The sequence below is a fragment of the Paucibacter sp. PLA-PC-4 genome, assembly GCF_026241155.1.
Classification (GTDB): domain Bacteria; phylum Pseudomonadota; class Gammaproteobacteria; order Burkholderiales; family Burkholderiaceae_C; genus Roseateles_E.
Map to the genome: position 1 here is coordinate 330,014 of NZ_JAPFGP010000003.1, position 25,610 is coordinate 355,623.

General features: G+C 65.9%; 21 protein-coding genes. 11 read left to right on the plus strand and 10 right to left on the minus strand.

What is annotated here, in order from left to right; translation table 11 throughout:
• Position 1 precedes the first annotated feature (1 nt).
• Positions 2-850, minus strand: coding sequence for an alpha/beta fold hydrolase (locus OOZ63_RS06550; RefSeq protein ID WP_266004620.1), 849 nt, complete (start codon positions 848-850; stop codon positions 2-4).
• 146 nt (positions 851-996) lie between these two features.
• Between OOZ63_RS06550 and OOZ63_RS06555 the strand changes: the two genes are divergently transcribed.
• The 7 genes from OOZ63_RS06555 to OOZ63_RS06585 all read left to right on the plus strand — a co-directional run bounded on the left by OOZ63_RS06555 (position 997) and on the right by OOZ63_RS06585 (position 8,006).
• Entirely contained in the window at positions 997-2,118 is a 1,122-nt protein-coding gene (locus tag OOZ63_RS06555; RefSeq protein WP_266004621.1) for a sensor histidine kinase, read from the plus strand.
• The gene (locus OOZ63_RS06560) at positions 2,115-3,236 is read left to right on the plus strand and encodes a histidine kinase (protein WP_266004622.1); all 1,122 of its coding nucleotides are present in this window, start codon (positions 2,115-2,117) and stop codon (positions 3,234-3,236) included. The genes OOZ63_RS06555 and OOZ63_RS06560 overlap by 4 nt, the downstream gene beginning before the upstream one ends.
• The gene (locus tag OOZ63_RS06565) at positions 3,233-3,997 is read left to right on the plus strand and encodes a LytR/AlgR family response regulator transcription factor (protein ID WP_266004623.1); all 765 of its coding nucleotides are present in this window, start codon (positions 3,233-3,235) and stop codon (positions 3,995-3,997) included. The genes OOZ63_RS06560 and OOZ63_RS06565 overlap by 4 nt, the downstream gene beginning before the upstream one ends.
• 103 nt (positions 3,998-4,100) lie before the next feature.
• Positions 4,101-4,646: a protein tyrosine phosphatase family protein gene (locus tag OOZ63_RS06570; protein WP_266004624.1), complete on the plus strand. Its 546-nt coding sequence runs from the start codon at positions 4,101-4,103 to the stop codon at positions 4,644-4,646.
• A gap of 187 nt (positions 4,647-4,833) precedes the next feature.
• Positions 4,834-7,062: a molybdopterin-dependent oxidoreductase gene (locus OOZ63_RS06575; protein WP_266004625.1), complete on the plus strand. Its 2,229-nt coding sequence runs from the start codon at positions 4,834-4,836 to the stop codon at positions 7,060-7,062.
• A gap of 216 nt (positions 7,063-7,278) precedes the next feature.
• Entirely contained in the window at positions 7,279-7,485 is a 207-nt protein-coding gene (locus OOZ63_RS06580; protein ID WP_137941637.1) for a cold-shock protein, read from the plus strand.
• 293 nt (positions 7,486-7,778) lie between these two features.
• The gene (locus tag OOZ63_RS06585; protein WP_266004626.1) at positions 7,779-8,006 is read left to right on the plus strand and encodes a hypothetical protein; all 228 of its coding nucleotides are present in this window, start codon (positions 7,779-7,781) and stop codon (positions 8,004-8,006) included.
• A gap of 70 nt (positions 8,007-8,076) precedes the next feature.
• Here the strand turns inward: OOZ63_RS06585 and OOZ63_RS06590 are convergent, their stop codons facing one another.
• From OOZ63_RS06590 to OOZ63_RS06600, 3 genes are read right to left on the minus strand one after another with little or no spacing between them, the layout of a single operon-like run.
• Complete coding sequence (locus tag OOZ63_RS06590; protein WP_266004627.1) at positions 8,077-9,462, minus strand: efflux transporter outer membrane subunit; 1,386 nt, start codon at positions 9,460-9,462, stop codon at positions 8,077-8,079.
• A gap of 1 nt (position 9,463) precedes the next feature.
• Positions 9,464-12,628 (minus strand): efflux RND transporter permease subunit, encoded by a 3,165-nt coding sequence (locus OOZ63_RS06595; protein WP_266004628.1) that lies wholly within the window; start codon positions 12,626-12,628, stop codon positions 9,464-9,466.
• A gap of 18 nt (positions 12,629-12,646) precedes the next feature.
• Entirely contained in the window at positions 12,647-13,876 is a 1,230-nt protein-coding gene (locus OOZ63_RS06600; RefSeq protein ID WP_416234702.1) for an efflux RND transporter periplasmic adaptor subunit, read from the minus strand.
• 153 nt (positions 13,877-14,029) lie between these two features.
• Between OOZ63_RS06600 and OOZ63_RS06605 the strand changes: the two genes are divergently transcribed.
• Positions 14,030-14,740 carry a TetR family transcriptional regulator gene (locus OOZ63_RS06605; RefSeq protein ID WP_266004629.1) on the plus strand — a complete coding sequence of 237 codons (711 nt, stop codon included), beginning with the start codon at positions 14,030-14,032 and terminating at the stop codon, positions 14,738-14,740.
• A gap of 91 nt (positions 14,741-14,831) precedes the next feature.
• Entirely contained in the window at positions 14,832-17,165 is a 2,334-nt protein-coding gene (locus tag OOZ63_RS06610) for a YgiQ family radical SAM protein (RefSeq protein ID WP_266004630.1), read from the plus strand.
• A gap of 2 nt (positions 17,166-17,167) precedes the next feature.
• On the opposite strand, the gene OOZ63_RS06615 is transcribed toward OOZ63_RS06610, so the two are convergent.
• On the minus strand, positions 17,168-17,485 hold the full coding sequence (locus OOZ63_RS06615; RefSeq protein ID WP_266004631.1) for a YqjK family protein: 318 nt from the start codon (positions 17,483-17,485) through the stop codon (positions 17,168-17,170).
• A complete protein-coding gene (locus OOZ63_RS06620) occupies positions 17,485-17,883 on the minus strand; it encodes a phage holin family protein (RefSeq protein ID WP_266004632.1) in 399 nt (132 codons plus the stop codon). The genes OOZ63_RS06615 and OOZ63_RS06620 overlap by 1 nt, the downstream gene beginning before the upstream one ends.
• A 209-nt stretch (positions 17,884-18,092) precedes the next feature.
• On the opposite strand from OOZ63_RS06620, the gene OOZ63_RS06625 reads away from it, so the two are divergent.
• Positions 18,093-20,366 carry an EAL domain-containing protein gene (locus OOZ63_RS06625; protein WP_266004633.1) on the plus strand — a complete coding sequence of 758 codons (2,274 nt, stop codon included), beginning with the start codon at positions 18,093-18,095 and terminating at the stop codon, positions 20,364-20,366.
• On the opposite strand, the gene OOZ63_RS06630 is transcribed toward OOZ63_RS06625, so the two are convergent.
• The 3 genes from OOZ63_RS06630 to OOZ63_RS06640 form a co-directional block, all read right to left on the minus strand.
• Positions 20,353-20,664, minus strand: coding sequence for a DUF883 family protein (locus OOZ63_RS06630; protein ID WP_137941369.1), 312 nt, complete (start codon positions 20,662-20,664; stop codon positions 20,353-20,355). The genes OOZ63_RS06625 and OOZ63_RS06630 overlap by 14 nt on opposite strands.
• A 50-nt stretch (positions 20,665-20,714) precedes the next feature.
• Positions 20,715-21,836, minus strand: a complete 1,122-nt coding sequence (ald, locus tag OOZ63_RS06635) for an alanine dehydrogenase (RefSeq protein WP_266004634.1) — start codon at positions 21,834-21,836, stop codon at positions 20,715-20,717.
• Positions 21,837-21,938: 102 nt separating this feature from the next.
• A complete protein-coding gene (locus tag OOZ63_RS06640; protein WP_266004635.1) occupies positions 21,939-23,483 on the minus strand; it encodes a methyl-accepting chemotaxis protein in 1,545 nt (514 codons plus the stop codon).
• Positions 23,484-23,676: 193 nt separating this feature from the next.
• On the opposite strand from OOZ63_RS06640, the gene OOZ63_RS06645 reads away from it, so the two are divergent.
• The gene (locus tag OOZ63_RS06645) at positions 23,677-24,894 is read left to right on the plus strand and encodes a 6-phosphofructokinase (RefSeq protein WP_266004636.1); all 1,218 of its coding nucleotides are present in this window, start codon (positions 23,677-23,679) and stop codon (positions 24,892-24,894) included.
• On the opposite strand, the gene OOZ63_RS06650 is transcribed toward OOZ63_RS06645, so the two are convergent.
• Positions 24,895-25,581: a haloacid dehalogenase type II gene (locus OOZ63_RS06650; RefSeq protein WP_266004637.1), complete on the minus strand. Its 687-nt coding sequence runs from the start codon at positions 25,579-25,581 to the stop codon at positions 24,895-24,897.
• Between the last annotated feature and the right edge of the window lie 29 nt (positions 25,582-25,610).

Below are 25,610 nucleotides of genomic sequence, written 5' to 3' on the forward strand. Positions count from 1 at the left end.
CTCAGGCCTCGATGAAGCGCCGCAGGATGGCATAGGCCTCCTGCGGCTTGTCACGCCATGTGCCATGGCCGGCGCCGGGCACGCTGACGAAGCTCGTCAGCGCCGCCGGCAGCGCCGCGGCGATTTCGCGCGCATCCTCGACCGGGCAGACCGGGTCCTCGTCACCGGCCAGCACCAGCACCGGGCATTGCGCGCCCGCCAGGCCGGGCAGCAGATCCAGCGCCTGCTTCTCGCCGGCAACGAAGTGCAAGAGGATGTCGATATTGGCCAGCACGCGCTCGCCGGCCTGGGGGTCCAAGGGCTCGCGGGTGTTGTAGAGCTTGCGGCAGGCGGCCCAGTAGGCTTCCCAGCTGGCCTGATCGGGTCGGCTCCAGAAGGCCTCGGCACAGGCCCGCGCCTGCGGTCCGCCCAGACGCTGGAACATCGCCAGCTTGCGCTCCATCCCCATGTGGTGAGAGGTGCTGGACAGGATGACCTTGGACGCATGGCTCGGGTGGCGCGCGATGTAGCGCTGCGCGACAAAACCGCCAAAGCTCTGGCCCAGCACAATAGGCTTGACGATGCCCAGCGCGTCCGAGAGACGCACGATATCGTCGGCCCAGGTGTCCAGCGTCCATTCCTCGCGCGGCCGGGCATCGCTGCGGCCATGGCCGCGATGGTCGTAATAGACGATCTGCGCCAGATCGGCCAGGGCCGAGAAGCCGGGCTTGAAGGCACTGTGATCAAAGCCTGGGCCGCCATGCATGCAGATCAGCGTGGGCTTCTCCCGCATCGCCGGGCCATCGGGGACCAGGCCCGGACCCTCCACATCCACGAACAAACGCACGCCGGCGCCGATATCAATCTTCATTCCCGACTCCTCGTTGAAGGCCCGCAGTATGCAGGGCAAGCGGCGGGGCGGCACCTTTGACACGGGCTGGGCCGGATTTCATCCCCGCCCAGCCGATTTCGTCGCATCGTCTGGCGAGGCCCCAAAGCCGGCGCGAGAATCCAACCATGCCCACCCCGCCCACCCAAGCCACGCAGACCGCTCGGCAGGCCTTCGTGCAGATCTTCAATCTGCGCGTGATTGCCGTGGTGTTCTATTTTTGTCTGCTGATCGCAACCTCTCGGGCCCTGTCCTGGTACACCAGCAATGACATGCTGGCCGAATGGCTCTACTCGCTGGTGCGCTTCACGCGCCAGAACCTGATCACCGGTCTGATGCTGCTGCTGGCGATCGCGCTGGCGGAGGCCTGGCTAGCGCGGCCGCGCCGGTTGCCGATGCTGTGGCGCGGTCTCGCAGTGGCCGGCGCTGCGTTCACCAGCGCGCTGGTGCGCCATTGGGTGGCCAATCTGGGTGACGCCGGCGCGCAGTTCAAATGGAGCTGGGCCATCTCGACCACCTTGCTGTGGATACTGCTGGGCGGCGTCGCCTATGCCCTGCTGGTTGCGGCGCGCGGCGAACGCCAGACCCGGCAGCAGTTGCTGGCCACCGCCCGCCAGCACGAGGCCCTGCATGCCCAGCAGCTCGAGGCCCAACTCTCTGCGCTGAATGCGCAAATCGAGCCGCACTTCCTGTTCAACACCCTGGCCAATGTCAAACGCCTGTACGAGACCGCGCCGGACCGTGGCCGCGACATGTTGGTCAGCCTCATCGCCTACCTGCGCGCCGCCCTGCCCAGCATGCGGCAAAGCGAGTCGACACTGGGCCAGGAGCTGGAGCTGGTGCGCAGCTATCTGACGATTCTGCAGATGCGCATGGGAGAGCGCCTGAGCTTCGAGATCGAGGCCGAGCCCAGCCTGCTGGCCGCCAGCCTGCCGCCGATGGTTCTGCCAACGCTGGTCGAGAACGCGATCAAGCATGGCTTATCGCCGCTGCCCGAGGGTGGCCACATCCTGATCAGCGCTCATGCCCAGGCCGGCGAGCTGGCCGTCGAGGTCCGTGACGACGGTCAGGGCTTTGCCGCCAGCGGCGGCTCCGGTGTTGGCCTGGCCAATACCCGCGCGCGGCTGGCCGCCTTGTTCGGCGGCCGTGCCGCGCTGGAGCTGGAAGCGCTGGTGCCGCGTGGCGTCGTCGCTCGGGTGCGGTTGCCAGTTCGGCTACTGCCAGGGTTGCCTGCCGGAGCGGCCGCATGAGCGCGGTCCTGACGGCCGCTCCGTCGCCCGGCTCGGGGCTGGCCCACGTGCTGGCCTCCTGGCGCTCGATGACTTTGGCCGAGCTGGGCTGGTTCAGCCTGATGGGCCTGCTCTACGGACTGATCGACCTGAGCAGCCTGGCGTATATCGAAGACGACAAGCAATGGTGGCTGGCCCTGACGCGGCAGCTGTTCTCGCCGGCCATCGTGACCCTGCTGCTGATGCTGTTCTGGCTACCGGCCGCGCGCAGCGATCCCGATCATCCTCAACGCGCTTGGCGCCTGGGCCTGGCCACCTTGGTCGGCTCAATGCTGGCCCTGCTGGTGCTGTGGGGCTTGGTTCGGGTGCTGGATTGGCCTTCGGTCAACGAGTTGATGCGGCAGCGCAAGGGCGAAATCAAGCATGCCCCCATGCTCTGGAGCCGTTTTCTCGGCGACGGGCTCTCGGCCTTCATCCCTTGCGGACTGACCGTCGCCCTGTTCGAGATGCAGGAGCGCCGCGGGCGTGCCCAGGCCCGGCTGCAGCGCATGTTGCATGAGCAAAGCGTGATGGCGCGCCACGCCATGGCGACCCGCCTGGCCGCGATGCAGGCTCAGGTCGAGCCGCAGTTCTTGTTCGAAACCCTGGTCGATGTCGAACAGGCTTATGACCGCGCCGACCCCGAGGCGGCGACTCAGATGGAACGGCTGATCCGTCATCTGCGCGTGGCGCTGCCGCGGCTGCGTGAGGCCGGTGGCAGCCTGGAATCGGAGGCCGAGTTACTGGACAGCTATCTGGCCGTGGTGGCCGGGCGCAGCAAGGCGGTGGTGCATTTCAGCGCGCAGTGGCCAGCGTCCCTGAATGGCTGCGCGCTGCCACCGATGCTGCTGCTTCCGCTACTGCAGCGCGCGCTGCGACTGGCCGACGGCCTGCCCGGCCGCTGCACCCTGGCCGCCGAGGCACTACCTCGTGGCGGCTTGCGCCTGCTGCTGGCCTTTGACAAGCCCGGCCTGTGCGGCGACGACGAGGAGTTACGTGCGCTGGCTGAACGCGTGCGCGCACTCAGCGGCGGCCCGGCCCGATTGATCTGCCGCAGCAGCGAAGACGCCACCCTGTTCACGCTGGAGTTGAATCCATGAGGTCTTTGAGCGCACCTACGGCTGTGGTGGCCGAGGATGAGGAAACACTGCGCCTCGAGCTGATCGAGCGCCTGGGCCAGCTCTGGCCCGAGCTGGTCATCGTCGGCGAGGCGAGCGATGGCGTCGAGGCGCTGCGACTGCTGGACCGGCACAAGCCGGATGTGCTCTTCCTCGACATTCAGATGCCCGGTGCCACGGGCTTGGACGTGGCCCGGCAGGTGGCCGGGCGCAGCCATGTGGTCTTCGTCACCGCCTATGACCAATACGCGGTGGCGGCCTTCGACCAAGGCGCGGTCGACTATGTGCTCAAGCCGCTGGTCGCCGCCCGGCTGTTCACCGCGATCGGCCGGGTTAAGCAGAGACTGGCCGGCCCGCCAGCCGATCTCGGCGGCGTGCTGAGCCAGCTGGCGGCCAGACCCGACCCCGGGCAGCGTACGCCGCTGCGCTGGATCAATGCCTCGGTCGGCCAGACGCTGAAACTGATCACGGTCGACGAGGTGCTGTACTTCCAGTCCGACAGCAAATACACCCGGGTCGCGACGCGCGACAGCGAGGCCCTGATCCGCAAGCCGCTCAAGGAGCTGGTCGACGAACTCGACCCCCAGCAGTTCTGGCAGATCCACCGCTCCACCCTGGTCAACGCCGCTGCCGTGGCCGGCGTCACCCGCGACTTCCGCGGCCGCCTGCAAGTAAAGCTCAAAGAAAGCGCCGACACCTTGCTGGTGGCGGAGAGCTATGCCCATCTGTTCAAGCAGATGTAGACAGCTCGGCTGTCTGCGACGAAATGCAGTTTCGCTGGGATGGTCTACCACCGTGCGGACCGCCGCTGCTCATACAGTGGCCAATGCCGTCGAACGCCCCGCCATGCCCGAACGCCGCCCTCTGCTGATTGCCAGCTTGCTGGCCGCCTGCCTGCCCCACCCGAGCCGCGCTGATGCCGCTCTCAAACCACCCCCCAATCTGATCCGCCTCGATGACCGCTGGCTGACCGCCGGCCAGCCCTCGGCCCAATGGCTTGGCACCTTGAAGCAGCAGGGCATAGACGCCGTGCTCTATCTGGCCCCGCCCACGGTCGGCGACGCCTTGGCGACTGAGCCGGACATTGTGCGCGACCAAGGCCTGATGTTCGTCAATGTGCCTGTGGTCTGGGACCGCCCCAGCGTAGCCGACTATCGAATCTTCGAACGCCAGATTCGCAGCTGGCGGACTCAGCGGCTGTCGGTGTTGGTGCATTGCCAGGTCAATATGCGGGCGTCCGTCTTCAGCTTTCTGTACTTGGTGATCAACGAGGGCGCGGTGCCCGAAGACGCCTGGTCCGCGGTCATCCGGCTCTGGACACCCTACGGGCCATGGAAGCGCTTGGTGCAGGAACTGCTGGCGGAGCAGGAGATCGTCTTCAACCCATTCTGAAAAGGCCGATGCGTCCATCCAGGCCCGGCCTCAATGCTCCACCATCTTGTTTTCTCCGCGTCGCCTTGGCTTGCGCACAAGACCGGCCGGGGCGGCATTTACCCTGGCCATGGACTGTCACCAAGATGACCTCCCCCGTCGATGCCTGCCGCACACAATCAACCCGCTAACCGGAAGGAGACAAATCATGAGCGAGCCGCAGCAAAGCCACTACCGCATCTGTCCTTTGTGTGAGGCCTGCTGCGGGCTGGAGATCGTCACACAGGGAGCCAAGGTCATCAGCATTCGCGGCGCCGCGCAGGATGTCTTCAGCCACGGCTATATCTGCCCCAAGGGCGTCTCGCTGAAGGACCTGCACGAAGACCCCGACCGGCTGCGCACACCGTTGATCAAAAACAGCGCCGGTGAGTTCGTCGAGGCCAGCTGGGACGAGGCGTTTGTCGAGATCGAGCGCCGTCTGCTGCCGATACTCCATACGCACGGCCGCGACGCGGTGGCCGCCGTGATCGGCAACCCCAGCGCTCACAAGATCAGCCTGCTGAGCTACTTCCCGCGCCTGGTCAAGGCCTTGGGCTCGCGCAATGTGTTCTCGGCCTCGACCCTGGACCAGATGCCCAAGCAGCTGTCCAGCGGACTGATGTTCGGGCACTGGTTATCGGTTCCTGTGCCCGATATCGAGCGCTGCGACTACCTGCTTATGCTGGGCGCCAATCCAATAGTCAGCAACGGCAGTCTTTGGACCGTGCCCGACTACCGCGGCAAGGCCAAGGCCATGCGCGCACGGGGCGGTCGCATCGTCGTGGTCGATCCGCGCCGCAGCGAGACTGCGGCCAAGGCCGATGAGCACCTGGCGATCCTTCCCGGCGGTGATGTGTTCCTGCTGCTGGGCTTGGCCCACACGATGTTCGACGAGGGCCTGCTGCGGCTCGGCCGGCTCTCGCCCTACGTCCAGGGTTTGGCCGCGCTGCGGCAGGTCTTACTGGACTATCCGCCCGAGCGCATGGCCGCCAGCTGCGGCATTGATGCCGCCACCCAGCGCCGCCTGGCCCGCGAGCTGGCGCTGGCGCCGCGCGCCGCCGTTTACGGCCGGATCGGCACCTGCACGCAGCGCTTCGGCACGCTCAACAGCTGGCTGGTCGATGTACTCAATGTGCTGACCGGCCAGCTCGACGCGCCAGGCGGCGCGATGTTCCCGAAGGCGGCCGCCTTCGCCGCCAACACCCTGGGCCAGGCCGGCAGCGGCAGAGGCATCAGCACCGGTCGGCGCCGCAGCCGGGTCTCGGGCGCGCCCGAGGTGTTCGGCGAGCTGCCGATCACCTTGCTGGCCGAAGAGATCGAAACCGCTGGTGAGGGTCAGGTGCGCGCCGTCATTGCGATCGCGGCCAATCCGGTGTTGTCCACGCCGAACGGCCCGCGCCTAGGCGCTGCACTCGACGGGCTGGATTTCATGCTCAGCCTGGACATCTACCTGAACGAGACCAGCCGCCATGCCGATGTGATCCTGCCCGGGCTGTCGCCTCTGGAGGACCTGCATTACGACCTGGCCTTTCCGCAGTTCTCCTACCGCAACCATGCGCGCTTCTCCGGCCCGGTGTTCGTCAAGCCGGTCGGCCAGCCCGAGGAATGGGAGACTTTGCTGCGCTTGGCGGCCATGACCGAAGGCCGCGACTGGCGCGGGGATTTGCTGGCGCTCGACGATGCAGCGATTGCGGCCGATGTGCAGCGCCTAGCCGGCGACCATGCGGCTGCCGTACTCGCTGCGCTAAAGCCCTGGCGCGGCCCTGAGCGCCTGGTCGATCTGGCGCTGCGGAGCGGACCTTATGGCGACGGATTCGGAAAGAACCCGCAAGGCCTGACACTGGCCAAGGTACGCGCCGCGCCGGGAGGCATCGACTTGGGCGAGTTGCAGCCGCGCATCCCCGAGCTTCTGCGCACACCCTCGGGTTGCATCGAGCTCGCGCCGCCTTCGCTGCTGGACGATCTTGGCGCTGTCGATGCGGCACTCGATGCGCCCGTGCCGGAGCTGCTGCTGATCGGGCGACGCGACGTGCGCTCGGGCAATAGCTGGATGCACAACCTGCCGACCCTTGCCAAAGGACCGGAACGCTGCACGCTGCTGGTCCACCCTGACGATGCGAAGCGCTACGGCCTCGACGAGGCGGACATGGCCCGGCTCAGCAGCGCGGCGGGCGAGTTGCGGGTGCGCGTAGCGCTGAGCACGGACATGCGGCCCGGCGTCGTCAGCCTACCGCACGGCTGGGGCCATGACCTGCCCGGCAGCCGGCTCTCGCTGGCGGCGCAGCGGCCGGGCGCCAATATCAATGTGCTGCTGGACGACGGGCTGCGCGACCCGCTCTCTGGCAATGCGGTGCTCAGCGGCGTGGCGGTACGTTTGGCACCGGTCTCAATCAGTTGAGGTTGATGGAGCACTACTGTGGTATACTCGGCGCATAGATACGCACAAGACCGTTTCTTCAAGGTCTTCAATCTGCAGCCCCGCATGATCGTTCGCGAGCGGCTCGCTTCAGTTTCAACTCCCGTTTGACTGTTCTTGAGTGTTTCTGTCCTCGCCGGCTATGTGGCCGCGAGGTGGTTTTTTAATTTGTTTCCAAAGGAACACATCATGACGACTATGCAAACTGGCACCGTGAAATGGTTTGACGACGGCAAGGGCTTCGGCTTCATCACGCCGGAAGACGGCTCCAAGGACCTGTTCGCCCACCACAGCGAAATCAAGAACAACGGCGGCTTCCGCACTCTGGCTGAAAACCAGAAGGTGGAATTCGAAGTCAAGCAAGGCCCCAAGGGTCTGCAAGCTTCGAACATCCGCGGCCTGTAATTGGCTGTCGATGGTGACGCGTGAGCGTCACCCGCTTTGATGCAATCAAAGCAAAACGGTGGGTCGGTTCAACCCGGCCCACCGTGCTTCAAATACCTGCCAAGACCATAAAAAGAAACCGGCAAGTATTCAATGGGCGGCCTCCCAAGCCAATGCCCTGACCTATCGAGGTCACAAACCAACGAACACCGTCGATGAACGATACACGCGCCAGCCCTGCTGATGCGGTAGATCTTCATTCGAGCGTTCAATCCTCTATCGCGCCGAGACACAGCGTCCTGGCGCACACCTCCATGAACAATATGCACAAGAACAGCATAGAGGTGGGCAAATACCTTGTCTCACCAATGATCAAAACCCAAGCCGATGGCAGCTTTGCCGCCTCGGTCTCGATACGCTCCGGCCGCGGTATGGCCAGCCATGACCGCGTGATGCGCTTCACGCCGCGCTTCCTGAGCCAACGCGCTGCACTGCGATACGCCACCGACGAGGGCCTGGCCTGGATTCGCCAAACGAATTGACGCGACTCGGTCCGACACAATGAACAACGCCTCCTTTGCGGAGGCGTTGTCGTTTCAGGGCTGAGCCTGGTCAGGACTGGCTCACCCCGCCCCCCAGCACTTTGTAGAGCTGCACGCCGTTGAGCAGTTTGGCCAGGCGCACCTGCACAACCGCCTGCTGGGCGGCGAAGCTGGCGCGCTGCGCGTCAAGCAGCTCCAGATTGTTGGAGGCGCCGTTGGCATAGCGCAGCTCGACCAGCTTCAGACGCTGGCCCTCGGCCTGCGCCTGGGCCTGCTGCGCCAGCAACTGCTCATCCAGCGTGGCGCGTCCGGCCAGCGCATCGGCAACCTCGCGGAAGGCGGTCTGCACCGCCTTCTCGTACTGCGCCACGGCAATGCCCTGGGCTGCTTTGGCAGCCTCCAGATTGGCGCGGTTTCGGCCGGCATCGAACAGCGGCATCAGCGCCTGTGAGGTGAAGGTCCAGGCGGTGTTGCTGAACAGCTCGGACAGCTGGCTGCTGGCCGTGCCGAGGCTGGTGGTCAGTGTGATGCTGGGGAAGAAGGCCGCGCGCGCGGCGCCGATATTGGCGCTGGCCGCGATCAGCTGCTGCTCTGCCTGCAAGACATCGGGGCGCGTCACCAAGACCTCGGACGGCAGACCGGCCGGCACATCGGCCAGCTGCAGCGCGGCCAGTGCCTGCCCCTGCGGCAGCGCCACCGGCAGCGGCTGACCCAACAGCAGCACCAGCGCATTCTCGTCCTGATCGCGCTGGCGCTGAGTTTGGGCGACGGTGGCGCGGGCAGCGGCAGCGGCTGACTCGGCGCTGCTAAGGTCCAGCGCCGAGGCCGCGCCGACGTCGTAGCGCAGCCGGGTCAGGCGCAGGCTGTCCTCTCGTGTGGCCAAGGTCTGGCGGGCTAGCGCCAGCAGCTCCTCATCGGCCTGCAGGGCCAGATAGCTGGAGGCCACACCGGAGACCAAAGCGATCTGAGCGGCGCGGCCGCCTTCGACCGTGGCCAAATAACGAGCCATCGCCGCGTCGCTTTGGTTCTTGATCTTGCCGAACAAGTCCAGCTCGAAGGCGGTGATCTGCAGACCGGCCTGGTAGTTGCGCGTGCTGCCGCCATCGGCGGTCGGCTGGCGGCTGCCGGAAAGGCCGACACCGACGGTCGGCAGACGATTGGCGTCAGCCACACGGGCCAGCGCCCGCGCCTGCTCGACGTTGAGCAGCGCCACGCGCAGATCGCGATTATTCTGCAGCGCCAGCTTGATCAGCGCGGCCAGCCGTGCATCGCCGGCATAGAACTGCGGCCAGGCCAGCTCGGCCGCAGCCTGACCGGTGGCGGCCGCCGGTGCCGGCCAGCTCTGCGCCACCGGGGCGGCCGGACGCTGATGCGCGGGTGCCAGATTGGCGCAGCCGGCCAGCAGCAGCGCGGCCACGGCGGCGCTGACGAGGGTCACAGGATTGTTCTTATGCATCTCAGATTCCTTCGGCGTCGCGCACCGGATTGGCTTCCAGCTCGTGGGCGTACATCTTGCGCTGCCGCTCACTGCCCTTGAACACGCGCCGCACCACCAGGAAGAACACCGGCACGAAGAGCACGGCCAGGAAGGTCGCGGTCAGCATGCCCGAGAGCACGCCAGTGCCGATCGCGCGCTGGCTGGCCGAGCCGGCACCGCTGGCGAAGAACAGCGGGGTCACACCCAGGATGAAAGCCATCGAGGTCATGATGATGGGACGGAAGCGCAGATGGGCGGCTTCGAGAATGGCCTCGACCAGGCCCTTGCCTTGGGCCTGCAGGTCCTTGGCAAACTCGATGATCAGGATCGCGTTCTTCGCCGACAGACCGATGATGGTGATCAGGCCAACCTTGAAGTACACATCATTGGGCATGCCGCGCAGGCTCGCTCCCAGCACCGCGCCGAGAATGCCCAGCGGAACGACCAGCAGCACCGAGAACGGGATTGACCAGCTCTCATACAACGCGGCCAGGCACAGGAACACCGCCAGCAGCGAGAACGCCAGCAGCACAGTGGCCTGGGCGCCCGAGAGCTTTTCCTCGCGCGACAGACCGGTCCACTCATAGCCGATGCCGGCCGGCAGCTTGGCGACCATCGCCTCCAGCTCCTTCATCGCATCGCCGGTCGAGGCACCGGGCGCGGCGTCGCCGGCCAGGCGCATCGCCGGATAGCCGTTGTAACGGGTGGCCTGCATCTGGCCGCTGATCCAGCGGGTCGAGGCGAAGGCCGACAGCGGCACCGACTTGCCCTGGGCGTTGTTGACGTTCAGGCGCAGCAGGTCCTCTGGTTGCATGCGGGCTTGAGCGTCGGCTTGCACGACGACGCGCTGCAGACGACCCTGGTTCGGGAAGTCGTTCACATACGACGAGCCCAGCTGGGTGCCCAGCACGGCGGCGATGGCGTCATAGCCGATGCCCAGTGCATTTGCCTTGTCTCGGTCGATATCGATCTGCAGCTGGGGCGCATCTTCAAGACCATCGGGGCGCATGCCGGTGATGATCTTGCTCTGAGCCGCCATGCCCATAAGCTGGTTGCGCGCCGCCAGCAAAGCCTCGTGGCCCAGGCCAGCGCGGTCTTGCAGGCGCAGCGCGAAGCCGGTGGCCGTGCCCAGCTCGGGGATGGGTGGTGGCGAAAGCGGGTAGATGAAGGCGTCGCGCACCCCCATCATCATCGCGCCGAAGGCACGGCCGGCCAGCGCGCTTGCGCTGTTCTCGGGCTTGGTGCGTTCTTCCCAGGGCTTCAGCGGCACGAACACCAGAGCGGCATTCTGGCCTTGGCCGGAGAACGAGAAACCGATGACACCGATGGTGGACTGCACCTCGGGCTGCTTGAGCATGAAGTCCTCGACCGACTTGACCGCTGCCTCGGTACGGGCCGCCGTCGCGCCCGGGGGCAGTTGCACATTGACGATCAAATAGCCCTGGTCCTCATTGGGCAGGAAGGAGGTCGGCAGGCGCAGATAGAGCCAGCCCACCACGGTGACGATGGCCAGAAAAGCCACCATCATGCTGGGGGCGCGCTTGAGCAGCTTGGCGACCCAGCCCTCATAGCCTTTGGCGGTCCGGGAGAAGCCACGGTTAAACCAGCCGAAGAAGCCGCGCTTGCCATGGTTGTGGCCGGCCTCGACCGGCTTCAGCAGGGTCGCACACAGCGCCGGCGTCAGGGTCAGCGCCATCAGCGCCGACAGCGAGATCGAGGCCACCATGGCCAGCGAGAACTGGCGGTAGATATTGCCGACCGAGCCGCTGAAGAAGGCCATCGGCACGAACACCGCCACCAGCACCACGGTGATGCCGATGATGGCGCCCGAGATCTGGCCCATCGCCTTCTTCGTGGCCTCGCGGGGAGACAGCCCCTCCTCGCTCATGATGCGCTCGACGTTCTCGACCACGACGATGGCGTCGTCGACCAGAATGCCGATCGCCAGCACCATGCCGAACAGGGTCAGCACATTGATGGAGTAGCCCATGCCCAGCATCACCGCGAAGGTGCCCAGCAGGGCCACCGGAACGACCAGGGTGGGAATCAGCGTGTAGCGCCAGTTCTGCAGGAACAGATACATCACCAGGAAGACCAGCACGATGGCCTCGACCAGGGTGTGCACCACTTGGGTGATAGAGATGTCGACGAACTTCGACGAATCGTAGGGCGTCTCATAGATCACGCCCGCCGGGAAGAAGCGCTCCAGCTCGGCCATGCGCTGCTTGACGGCGGTGGCCGCCGCCAGCGCATTGCCGCTGGGCGAGAGCTGCACACCGATGCCGGTGGACGGCTTGCCGTTCAGGCGCGCATAAGTGCTGTACCCCTGCCCGCCCAGCTCAATGCGGGCGACGTCCTTGAGCCGCACGCTGGAGCCATCGGCATTGGCGCGAAGCACGATATTGCCGAACTGCTCGACGTTCTCCAGCTGACCCTTGACCACCACGGTGGCAGACATGGTCTGGCTGGACAGATTGGGCAGATCGCCCATCGTGCCGGCCGGCACCAGCGCGTTCTGCGCACGGATTGCGGCATTGACCTCGGCCGGGCTGATGTTGAAGGACAACATCTTGGCCGGCTCCAGCCAGATGCGCATCGCGCGCTCGGTGCCGAAAAGCTGGGCCTGGCCGATGCCGGGAATGCGCTGGATCTCGGGCACGATGTTGCGCGCCGCGTAGTCACCCAGGGCCACCGGATCCATCGAGCCATCCTTGCTGGACAGCGTGACGAATAGCAAAAAGTTGCTGCGTGCCTTGTCGACGCGCACGCCTTGCTGCGTCACCGCCGCCGGCAGGCGCGGGTTGGCGCGCGACAAGCGGTTCTGAATCTCGACCTGGGCCAGGTCGATATTGGTGCCGGGCTCGAAGGTCACGGTGATCGCACCTGTGCCGTTGGCCTGGCTGACCGATTCCATATAGGCCAGGCCGGGCGCGCCATTGAGCTCCTGCTCGATGACCGAGACCACGCTCTCATCCAGCGTCTTGGCCGATGCCCCGGGATAGGCCACATTGATGGCCAGCGAAGGCGGCGCGACGGTTGGGTACTGCGCCACCGGCAATTGCGTGATCGCGACCCCGCCGAAGACCAGGATGAAGAGCGCAATCACCCAGGCGAAAATCGGGCGGTCGATGAAAAAACGTGCCATAGCTGAGTCCTGCCTGTCTTAGCGGCTGGCGGCCGAGGCCGGGGCGGCGGCTGCGGGCGCCGAGCTCGCCGGCGACCAGGGCACGGGGTTGACCGGTGCGCCGGGCACGAACATCTTCTGGAAGCCGTCGGCAATCACCTTCTCGCCGGGCTTCAGGCCATCCAGCACCACCCATTGGTTCCCCTGGGCGCCGCCGATCTTGACCGGGCGCTGCTGGGGCTTGTTGTCGGCGCCGACCACCAGCACCGTGTCGCCGGTATTGCTGCGCGTCACCGCCTGCTGCGGCAGCAGCATAGCCGCCGGCCGCTCGGCCTGTGCCAGGCGCACCCGCACATACTGGCCGGGCAGCAGCGCGTTGTCGGCATTGGGCACTTCTGCGCGCAGCGAGACCTGGCCCGATGTCGCGTCCACCGTCAGATCGGTGAACAAGAGCTTGCCGCTCTTGCTGCTGCCGTCGTCGAGCAGCACCTGCACCTGAGCGGCATTCGAGCCAGCCGAGCGCAGCTGGCCGGCCGCAAGCGCACGCCGCAACTGCTGCACCTCATTGGCGCTTTGCGTGAAATTGACATAGACCGACGAGGTCTGTTGGATCAACGCCAGCTGGGTGGCCTCGGCGGCGCTGACCAGCGCGCCCTCGGTCACCAGTGCACGGCCGATGCGACCGGCGATCGGTGCGCTAACGGCGGCATAGTCCAGATTGAGCTTGGCCGTCGTGATCGCGGCCTTGGCGGCGGCGACATCGGCCTCAGCCTGCTTGGCGGCAGCCACGGCCACCAGGTACTCCTGCTGGCTGATCGCCCGGGCCTCGACCAGGGGCTTGTTGCGCTCCGCCTGGGCCGCCGCCTGGCTCAGATTGGCCTGCGCCTTGGCCAGTTGGGCCTGGGCACTGTCATAAGCAGCCTGATACGGCGCGGGATCGATCTGGAACAGGGCCTGACCCGCCTTGACCTCGGCGCCTTCGGTGAACAAGCGCTTGAGCACGACGCCGTTGACACGGGCTCGCACCTGGGCAACACGCTGGGCCTCGACCCGGCCCGGCAGTTCGGTCTGCACAGCCACCGGCTGCAAGGCCGTCGTGACCACACCCACCGCCGGTGGTGGCATGCCGCCACCCTGGGCCGGGGCTGCGCCTTCCTTAGAACAGCCCAGCAGCACGGCGGCGATGGCCACCGTCAGCGGGGCCAGATAGAGCACACGGCTGCCCAGGGTGAGTGGGGCGGGCTGCTGTTGGGATGATGCTGAACAGATCACGGGTGGGGCCTCTCTTGAAATTTCCGCTTGTGCGCCTCGCGGCCGATATGGGTACGACGGATGACGCCAGCAGCTTGAACTCGGGGTTGACCCGGAGTATATACACATACATTCATGGATGTATGTAAACCCGTATAAAATCCTGGGGTCATGGCACGCAAAACCAAACAAGAGGCGCAGGAGACGCGCCACCACCTGCTCGATGCAGCGGAACACCTGTTCCTGCGGCAAGGGGTGTCACGCACCTCCTTGCAGCAGATCGCCGAGGCGGCCGGCCTGACCCGCGGCGCGGTCTACTGGCATTTCAAGGACAAGGCCGAGCTGTTCCAGGCCATGATGGACCGCGCCACGATGCCGCTGGAAGAGGGCATGAGCCTACAGTCCGAGGGCGAGGCGCCTCCGCTGACCCTCAACGAACTGCGCTGGGGCCTGGTCAACATCTTCCATTGCGCGGTCCATAACGAGCGCACCCGTCGGGTCTTCGAGATCGCGATGAAGAAGGTCGAGTACACCGGCGAACTGCTCGCTTTGCAAGAACGCAAGCTCCTAGCGATGCAGAGCTGGCGCGCCCAGAACCGCGCGGCCTTCGAACGCGCCATCGCCGAAGGCCTGCTGCCGGTCGGCCTGAATGTGTCCCTGGCCGCCGTGGCCCTGGTCGCCCTGGTCGACGGGCTGCTGCACCAGTGGGTGATCGACCAGGACGGCTTCAACCTGATCGAGGTCGGCCAAACCGCCGTCGAGGGCTTTCTCGGCAGCCTGGCCCGCGGCAACGATGCGGGGCTGCTGCCGCCGCTGAGCGAGGCCGAGCACGCCCGACTGGGCCTCGCTGGCGCATGCAGCAACGTCCGGCAGGCGGAATAAATACACCGCCAATCCCCTTGATTTGCACTGGCAATGACCGGGTTTGCCCGAGGTCAAGGACAATAGCGGGTTGCCCGCCAGCCCCACCGCCATGTCCGCCCACACCACCATCGCCCCGCCCAAGCCCAACAAGGCCCTGACGGCCTACCGTCCGTTCTGGGCCAAGCGCTTCGGGCCGGCACCATTCCTGCCGATGAGCCGGGCCGAGATGGACCAACTGGGCTGGGACAGCTGCGACATCATCATCGTCACCGGCGATGCCTATGTGGACCACGCCAGCTTCGGCATGGCGGTGATCGGGCGCACGCTGGAGGCGCAGGGATTTCGGGTCGGCATCATCGCCCAGCCCGACTGGCAGAGCGTCGACCCCTTCAAGGCCCTGGGCAAGCCGAATCTGTTCTTTGGCGTGGCTGCTGGCAATATGGATTCGATGATCAACCGCTACACGGCCGATCGCAAGATCCGCTCCGACGACGCCTACACACCCGGCGGCCAGGGCGGCAAGCGGCCCGACCGCGCCACGCTGGTCTACACCCAGCGCTGCAAGGAAGCATGGAACGAAGTGCCCATCGTGATCGGTGGCATCGAGGCTTCGCTGCGACGCATCGCACATTACGACTACTGGAGCGACAAGGTGCGCCGCTCCATCCTGGTGGATGCCAAGGCCGATCTGCTGGTCTATGGCAATGCCGAGCGCGCCATCGTCGAGATAGCACATCGGCTGGCACGGCGCGAGCCGATCGAGAGCCTGACCGATGTGCGCGGCACCGCCTTCATGCGCCGCACCGATGATCCGACTTCGCACGAATGGTTCCAGCTTGACTCGACCTCGGTCGACACGCCGGGTCGCATCGATGAGTTAATCAGCCCCTACCAGACCATTGAAGAGACGGCCGCCGACCAGGGCGCCTCCTGTACCAATGGCGCACCGAGCGGCGAAAAGCCTGCGGCCGACGCGCCCAAGCCCATCACCATCCACCGCCCGGCCAAGATCATGCTGCCGCCGCGCGACAAGACCGTAATCCGCCTGCCGGCCTATGAGCAGGTCAAGAGCGATCCGGTGCTCTATGCCCATGCCAACCGCGTGCTGCATCTGGAGACCAATCCAGGCAATGCCCGCGCGCTGGTGCAGCGCCACGGCGAGCGCGATCTGTGGATCAATCCACCGCCGATCCCGCTGAGCACGGCCGAGATGGACCATGTCTTCGACCTGCCATATGCTCGCGCGCCGCATCCCAGCTATGCCGACGCCAATGGCAGCCACGAGGGCGAGACCAAGATCCCGGCCTGGGAGATGATCCGCTTCTCTGTCAACATCATGCGCGGCTGCTTCGGCGGCTGTACCTTCTGCTCGATCACCGAGCATGAAGGCCGCATCATCCAGAGCCGCTCGGAAGACTCGGTGATCCGCGAGATCGAGGAAATGCGCGACAAGGTCAAGGGCTTCACCGGTGTGGTCTCCGACCTCGGCGGCCCAACCGCCAATATGTACCGCATCGGCTGCAAGTCGCCAGAGATCGAGGCCGCCTGCCGCAAGCCCAGCTGCGTATACCCTGGCATCTGCTCCAACCTGAACACCAACCACGATCCGCTGATCAAAATGTACCGCCGCGCGCGGGCCTTGCGAGGCGTCAAGAAGATCCTGATCGGTTCGGGCCTGCGCTACGACCTGGCAATCCAGTCGCCCGAGTACGTCAAGGAGCTGGTGACCCACCATGTCGGCGGCTATCTGAAGATCGCGCCCGAGCACACCGAGGGTGGGCCACTGTCCAAGATGATGAAGCCGGGCATCGGCACGTACGACAAGTTCAAGAAGATGTTCGAGCAGGCCAGCGAGGAGGCCGGCAAGAAGCAGTACCTGATCCCCTACTTCATTGCCGCCCACCCAGGCACCTCCGACGAGGACATGATGAATCTGGCGGTCTGGTTGAAGAAGAATGGCTTCCGTGCCGACCAGGTGCAGACCTTCTACCCGAGCCCGATGGCCACGGCGACGGCCATGTACCACTCGAACAAGAACCCTCTCAAGAAGGTCACCCACGACAGCGAGACGGTGGACATCGTGCGCGGCGACCGCCGCAGGCGACTGCACAAGGCCTTTTTGCGCTACCACGATGCCAACAACTGGCCGCTGCTGCGCGAGGCGCTGAAGACCATGGGTCGGCCAGACCTGATCGGCAATGGCAAGCACCACTTGATTCCGACCTTCCAGCCGGTCACCGATGGCAGCTACGAGAGCGCGCGGCGCAAAAACTCGACACCCACCGGCGTCAAGACCTCGGTCGCCAAGCCACTGGCTAAGCAGGCATCGAGCACCGCGCTGCTCAAGGGTCAGATCTTGACTCAGCACACCGGCCTGCCGCCGCGGGACACCGGTAGCCGTCCGCCGCGGCCCGCAGTAAGGAAGGCCAAACCGGGACGCTGAGTTCAGCGGCTCGGTGGCGGCGTCCGGCGCCACAGCGCCAACAGCCGCTGCCCCAGCCGCCACCAGCCAAAGCCCCGGGCCGCAAGTCCCAGCAGCCGGCTCGGCCGGCGCAACAGCAGCAGGGCCGCCCCGCTGGCAAGCAGCCGGCCCGTCCAAGGCACGCCGCGCAGCCAGGCCCAGGCCTGCAGGCCGCGGTCGGCCCACAGTAGCGGCGTCTGCAGCGCCCGCCCGTCTTGTTGCAGGGCTGCGCGCAGCTCGGCGCTGCGCAGCCGCAGCTCCAACTGGCGCTGGCGGACCCTCGCCTCGGCCAGGCTGAACATCAGGAGCCCCTCAGCGCGTCGCGATCGCGCGCCAGCTCGGCCACGCTGGCCGCGAACATGCCGCCGGGCGTGCTCATCTGCTCCCGTGCCTTTTGCCACAGGCCGTAGGCTCCGCCGACATAGACCAGGCCCAGCAGCAAGGCCGCCAGCCAGCGCCAGGGATCGGGACACAGCAGCACCAGCGCGACACTCAGCAAGCCCAAGGCCAAGGCCACCAATACCAGGGCCAGCAAGGCCCGCAGCAAGGCGGTCAGCAGGCGCAGCTTCTCTGCCTCCAGCTCGGTACCCAGCAGTGACAGCCGCACCTGCAGCAGCTCCAGGCCGTGCTCGCCCAGGCGCTGCAGGGCCCCAATCAATCCACCGGACGGCGCCGCATCCGCCTCGTTCTTGTTGTCCATGCCATCTCCTTGGTCTCGACTTACCGGCCAGCTTAGCGGCAATATCACGGAGCTGCGCTGCGGTTGTTGTTAGCTCGTCGCAGGATGCGGCGGCAAATCGTCTATAACGAGCGCAAACGGTCAAGAGCGATAGCGCCGATGTGCGGCCTGCCCTTCTTCCCCTAATCTAGGAGATTGCCGCCACAGAGCGGCAGCACAGGATCCAACCCATGCCCGACAACATGCATCAAGCCAGCGCTCCAGAGGACGATCTGCTGGAGTTCCTGGACCATCCGGAAGGTGCAGACCAGGCCGAACACGAGCCGCTGAGTCCGTGGCTGGTGCTGATCGTCGACGACGATGCCGACGTTCACAAGGCCACCGAGCTGGCCATGCAGGGGCTGAAGATCGAAGGCCGGCCATTGGCCTTCCTGCACGCCAGCTCGGCCTCGCAAGCGCGCGCGTTGATGAGTCAAGAGCATGATCTGGCGGTGGTGCTGCTCGATGTGGTGATGGAGTCCGAGAACGCCGGCCTTCAGCTCGTACGCCAGATCCGCGAGGAACTGAACCAGCATGCGGTGCGGATCGTGCTGCGCACCGGCCAGCCCGGCTACGCACCCGAGATCGAGACGGTACAGGCTTATGACATCAACGACTACAAGACCAAGTCCGAGCTGACCCGTACCCGGCTCTATACGGTGCTGACCGCCGCGATCCGCTCGTACAAGCAGATCTGCGCTCTGGAGGCGAACCGCCAGGGTCTGGAAATGATCGTCGAGGCCAGCACCGAGCTGAGCCGGCTGCGTGGCCTACACCGCTTCGCCGAAGGCGTGGTGACCCAGCTCTGCGCCTTGCTGGGCATCTTGCCCGAAGGCCTGGTCTGCGCTCAGGCCGGCACTGATGCCGGCGGCAAGCTCGGCGATGTGCGCATCGTCGCGGCGGCAGGTCAATACAGCGGCCTGATCAACGCGCCGCTGGCCTCGGTCCAAGTGGTCACGGTGCGCGAACGCCTGCAGCGCTGCCTGCAGCAGCGCCGCCATCTGTTCGAGGACGGCACCTGCCTGTATTTCGGGCTGGCCAGCGGGCGCTCGATGGCGGCCCTGGTCGATGTGGGCCGCGAGCTGGATCCGATGGAGCTGCAGCTGCTGCGCGCCTTTTGCTCCAACATCGTGGTCGGCTTCGAGAACGTGATGCTCTACAGCCAGCTGCTGGACCACGCCTACAGCGACCAGCTGCTGCGTTTACCCAACCGGGTGCGCTTCATCGAGCTGCTGGACCAAAACCTCAAGGATCCCGCCGGCATCACGCTGGCGTTGATCGATCTGGACGATTTTTCCGACGTCAACGATGCTTTCGGCCACGGCTTTGGCGATCAGGTACTGCAGTCGGTGGCGCTGCGCCTAGGCGAGACCCTGGGCCTAAACACCTCGATGGCCCGGGTCGCTGCCGATGTATTCGGCCTGATGGGGCCTGAGGCGCTGGTCAACAGCGACAGCATCCGCGCGGTCTTTGCCGAGCCCTTCGATGTGGCTGGAGAGCGCCTGCAGATCTCGGCCACAACCGGCCTGGTGCGGCTGGCCGAGTCCTCCTCGGTGGGCTCCGAACTGCTCTTGGACGCGCAGATCGCGCTCAAACGTGCCAAGCAACAGCACCGCGGCGCCTCGCAGTACTTCTCGCCAGCCATGGGCACCGATGCGCGCGAGCGCTTCAAGCTGCTCAAGGGACTGCGCGCCGGCTTCGAGGAAAACCGGCTGTTCGTCGTCTATCAGCCCCAGGTCGATCTGGCCAGCGCGCTGCCGCTCGGTGCCGAGGCCTTGCTGCGCTGGCGCACAGAGGACGGCAAGTTCGTGCCGCCCGACCAGTTCATCCCCTTGGCTGAGCAAAGCGGGCTGATCATCAGCATCGGTGAGTTTGTATTGCGCACCGCCTGCCATCAGCTCAAGCGCATGGAAGACCAAGGCTACAGCGATTTCCGCATGTGCGTGAACATCTCACTGGCCCAGTTCCGCCACCCCGGCTTTGTCGCCAGTCTCAAGAGCGCGCTACAGGACACCGCCGTCAACGCCAGGAATCTGGAGCTGGAAATCACCGAGTCGATGGCCATGGAGGACACCGAGTTGGTGCTGCATCTGCTGGCCGATATCAAGCGCACCGGCGCCACCGTGGCGATCGACGACTTCGGCACCGGCTTCTCCAGCCTCAGCCATCTGCGCCAGCTCGACGTCGAGCGGCTCAAGATCGACCGCGCCTTCGTGCGCGAAGCCCAAAACTCCAGCGCCGGCCTGACGATCGCGCAGATGGTCATCAACCTCGGACGCGGCCTGGGGCTGACCGTGATCGCCGAGGGCGTGGAGACCGAGCAGCAACGCCAGCAACTGCTGGCGTTGGGCTGCCATGAGGGCCAGGGCTGGCTGTTCGCCCGGCCGATGCCGGCTGAACAGTTGGAGTCCTGGATGCAGCAGACCCGGGCGCCGGGCCTGCCATTGCAAATCAACGCCGGCTGATGAGCAGGCCCAGCAAGAGGCCCACGCCAGCGGCCACGCCCATCGCCTGCCAGGGGTTGTCGTGCACATAGGCATCGGTGGCGCGGCCGGCGGCACGCGCCTTCTCGACCGCAGCGTCCTGCAGGTCATGCAGATTGCGCTTGGCGCGATCGAGGCTGGCCTGTACTTTTGCACGCATTTCGCTCGCGCCCTCGCCGGCTTGACCGGCCGTGGCCCGCAGCAGGCTCTCGGCCTCGGCCACGACGGCATGCAGATCGCTCATCAGACGATCTTTCTGGCTTTGCTGGGTTTCGATCATGAACCTCTCCTGGTGGGTTGAAAACTAGCCATACCTTACCGCGTTTTCCCTCACTGGGCGACCAGCAGGCTCACGGCCGCTACATGCTCACGGCCCAGTGCTTCGGCTACTGCCGCGTGGGTGATGTGGCCGGCTGCCACATTTAGGCCGGCCAGCAGATGCGGGTTATCCGCCATCGCACGGCGCCAGCCCTTGTCGGCCAACGCAAGCGCGTGGGCGATGGTGGCGTTGTTGAGCGCCAGCGTCGAGGTGCGGGCCACCGCGCCGGGCATGTTCGCGACGCAGTAATGCACGACGCCGTCGACGACAAAAGTCGGCTGTGCATGGGTGGTGGCATGCGAGGTCTCGAAGCAGCCGCCTTGGTCGATCGCCACGTCCACCAGCACCGCGCCCTGGCGCATCTGCGCCACCATCGCCCGTGTCACCAGCTTGGGCGCGGCCGCGCCCGGGATCAGCACCCCACCGATGACAAGATCGGCCGCCAGCACCGCGTCCTCCAAGGCTTGCGCGCTGGAGAACAGGGTGGTGATGCGATTGCCATAGACCAGGTCAAGCCGACGCAATGCGTCGACATTGCGGTCCAACACGGTGACACGTGCGCCAAGGCCCACCGCCATCTGCAGGGCATGGCTGCCGACGACGCCGGCACCAATGATGACCACATGGCCGGGGGCAACACCCGGTACCCCACCGAGTAGCACGCCCATGCCGCCCTTGCTCTTTTCCAGATGCGCGGCGCCGGCCTGGATGGCCATGCGCCCTGCCACTTCGCTCATCGGCGCCAGCAGCGGCAGGCCGCCGCCGGGGCCGGTGATGGTCTCGTAGGCGATGCAGACCGCGCCAGATCGCTGCAGCGCCGCTGCCTGCTCGGGATCGGGCGCCAGATGCAGATAGGTGTAGAGGATCTGGCCCTCGCGCAGCAGCACGCACTCCTCGGGCTGCGGCTCCTTGACCTTAACAATCATCTCGGCCCATGCGAACACCTCGGCCGCATCCTGCGCGAGCCGCGCGCCAGCGGCCAGGTACTGCGCGTCGCTCAGCCCGATCGCCGCGCCGGCGCCTGCCTGCACCAGCACCTGGTGGCCGCGCATGCTGAGCTCGCGCACGCTGGCCGGCGTCAGGCCGACGCGGTACTCATGATTCTTGATCTCGCTGGGGCAGCCAATGCGCATGAGGGTCTCCGAAGCTTGTGTTTGGAGACCGTCTTGTACGACCGCCTGGCCCAGCTGTGAAGCAGCATTCGAGTCGCTTCAGTGGCATTAGACCGGCTTATCTCAACGCAGCTGGAACACCGCGACCGCCTGCACCAGTTGCTGAGCCTGCTGCTTCAAGCTCTCGGCCGCAGCGGCCGATTCCTCGACCAGGGCAGCGTTCTCCTGGGTGGCCCGGTCCATCTGCGAAACGGCCTCGCCAACCTGCGCCACACCCGAGCTCTGCTCGCTGCTGGCGGCGCTGATCTCGCCCATGATGTCGGTGACGCGGCGGATCGAGGCCACCACCTCCTCGATAGTGCTGCCGGCGCGGTCTACCTGGCTGCTACCCAGCTCGACCCGCTCGACACTGGCGCCGATCAGCGACTTGATCTCCTTGGCCGCTTCTGCCGAGCGCCCGGCCAGCGAGCGCACCTCGCTGGCGACGACTGCGAAGCCACGACCCTGCTCGCCGGCGCGGGCCGCCTCGACGGCCGCATTCAATGCCAAGATATTCGTCTGAAAAGCGATGCCATCGATCACGCCGATGATGTCGGCGATCTTTTTCGAGCTCTCGCTGATCTCGCGCATCGTGCCAACCACCTGGCTGACCGCCTCGCCGCCCTGGCCCGCCACCTGGGAAGCGGCCAACGCCAGCTGATTGGCCTGCTGGGCATTGTCGGCATTGCCTTTGACGGTGCTGCCCAGCTGTTCCATCGACGCGGCAGTTTGCTCCAGTGCCGAGGCCTGCTGCTCGGTCCGAGACGACAGATCGTGGTTGCCCGAGGAGATCTGGGCCGAGGCCGTAGCGACGCTCTCGGCGCCATCGCGCACCTCACGCACGATGGCTGCCAATCGAGCCTGCATCTCGCGCAGCGCATTCAGAAGGCGACCGGTCTCGTTGCTGCCACCGGCCGAGATCGGCAGCGACAGATCGCCGGCGGCCACGCCGCTGGCCACCCGCACGGCCTCGTTGAGCGGCGCGGTGATCGAACGGATCAGCCACCAGCTCAGGCCCAGCGCCAGACCCAGCGCTGCGCCGATCAGCAGTCCCATCTGCAGCTTGGCACTGCGTGCCTCCTGCTCGGCCTGCTGGCTGGACAGGTCCATCAGCTTGTTGCCCAGCGTGATCAGCTCGTCGGCGGCCGCCATGTAGGCCTGCTGCTTGGGCTTCATGTCTTTCAGCAACACGGCCTTGGCGGTCTCGACATCACCGGCGCGCAAGGCCTTGGTGACCTTCTCACGCTCGATCCTATAGGCGGCACGGGCCTCGTTGAGCTTGGCGATGCCGGCCTTGCCACCCGGCGTCGTCATGATCTTGGTCATCGCGTCGATGGTGGCGCCGGTCGACTTGGAGGCCGCGTCGATGATGGCGAACTCGGCCTCGATATCGGTCGGCTCGGTCATGATGGCCAGATTGCGCAGCGACAGCGCCACCTGGCTGTTGGTGGCCTTGATCGAGTTGAAGGCCTTAACCTTGGGATAGCGGTCTTCCATCGCCAGCTTGAAGTGGCTGTCCATCGCGTCCAGCTTGGCCCAGGCCAGCAGGCCCAGGAGCAGAATCAGCACGGCCATCGCGCCAAATCCGAGACCCAGTCGGGTCGATATCTTCATCTGGTCTAAGTTCATCAGTGTCTCTCTGAGTTGGGGTTCCTGCAGCCAGTAGGCGACGCTTGCGGGCTCCCGGCTCGCATGAAAAAACCCCTTGTTACCCTTCATACGGCGCCCCGCTACGCAGAGCGCCCAAAGCGCTCGCTGAGCGCACTTCGGCCGGGCTTTGGGCCACAATCGGCGCCACCGCAAACCAGTCAGGGAGTGATGGATGTCAGCCTGCAAAATCCTTGTCGCCCAGGGCGGCGGACCGACGGCGGTGATCAACCAGTCGATGGTGGGTGTGGTGCTGGAGGCGCGGCGCAGCCGCGCGGTGGACCTGGTCTACGGCGCTCGGCACGGCGTACGCGGCATCGTGAGCGAGGACTTCGTCGACCTGACCCAGGAGACCAGCCACAACCTGGAGCTGGTCGCGAACACGCCCTCGTCCGCGTTGGGCTCGACTCGCGACAAGCCCGACGCTGCCTACTGCCACAAGATCTTCAAGGTGCTGCAGGCCCACGGCATTAGCCACTTTTTCTATATCGGCGGCAACGACTCCTCGGACACGGTGCGCATCGTCGCCGAGGAAGCCGCCGCTGCCGGCTATCCTCTGCGCTGCATCCACATCCCCAAGACAATAGACAATGACCTGGTCGGCAACGACCACACACCAGGCTTCCCCTCGGCAGCGCGCTTCGTGGCCCAGGCTTTCGCAGGCGCCAATCTGGACAATGCGGCGCTGCCTGGCGTCTATTTGGGCGTCGTGATGGGCCGCCACGCCGGCTTCCTGACCGCCGCTTCGGCGCTGGGCAAGAAGTTCGCCGATGACGGCCCGCACCTGATCTACCTGCCCGAGCGGGTGTTCGAGACCGAGCGCTTCCTGACAGATGTGAAGACCATGTACCAGCGTCATGGCCGCTGCGTGGTGGCGGTCTCGGAAGGCATCCATGACGCCTCTGGCGCCCCGATGCTGGCCCAACTGGCCCGCGACCTGGAGCGCGACGACCATGGCAATGTGCAGCTCTCCGGCACCGGCGCGCTGGCCGATCTGCTGTGCGAGGAGGTCAAGAGCAAGCTGGGTATCAAGCGCGTGCGCGGCGACACCTTCGGCTATCTGCAGCGCAGCTTCATCGGCTGTGTGTCGGATGTCGACCAGCGCGAGGCCCGCGAGGTCGGCGAGAAGGCGGTGCAGTTCGCCTTCCACGGCGACCGCGACGGCTCGGTCGCGATAAAGCGCACCGGCTTCTACTCGGTGGACTATGAGCTTCTGCCGCTGGCCGCCGTGGCCGGCAAGACCCGGGTGATGGAGGACGAGTTCATCAGCGCGGAGGGCACCGATGTCACCGATGCCTTCCGCCTCTATCTGCGTCCGCTGCTGGGCTCGGGCATGCCCGATGCGTTCCGGCTGCGGCCCAACCCGGTCGCCAAGGTGCTCAATAAGAGCTGATCAGCAGCCCAACATATCGGCGAGTTCGGTCAGGCTCTGCGCCTCGTAGTCGACCGGTCCGAAGGCCCGGCTTTCGCCACGCCCTGGGCCTTGCTCATCGGGTCGGGCGATGAAAGCCGTGGCCAGGCCGGCTGCCCGGGCGGCTGCCAGGTCCGCGCTGTGGGCGGCCACCATCAGGGCATCCTCGGGCGCGGCGTCGAAGGCCAGCACGGCCGTCAGGTAGACGATGGCCTTGGGCTTGTAGTCGCGCGCCAGCTCGGCGCCAGTGATGGCGTCCCAGTGCCAGCCGTTCTGTCGAGCGAGATCGGCCATCAGCGAGATATTGCCGTTCGAGCAGGGCGCAAGACGAAAGCGCTGGCGCAGCCGTTGCAGCGCTGCACCGACATCGGGCCAGGCCGCCAACCGGTGCCACGCCAAGTTCAGCTCGCGTCGCGCCGTCTCGTCCAGGTGGTCTAGCCCGAAGTCCTTGAGCACCAGGTCCAGATTGCGCCGGTGCAGCACATCGAGCTTGCAAAAGGGCAAACGACCGGCCCTTACCTCCTCCATCGCCGGCTGGTACTGAGCCCGCCAAGCCTCGGCGAAGGCTTCGGCGCGCGTTCGCCCCAGCAGCGGCAGCAGCTCGGCCCCGATCGAGCCGCGCCAGTCGACCAGGGTGCCGAAGACATCGAAGAGCAGGACTTTAGGCATGGGCCATTGTGCATGGCCCGGTCTCTCGT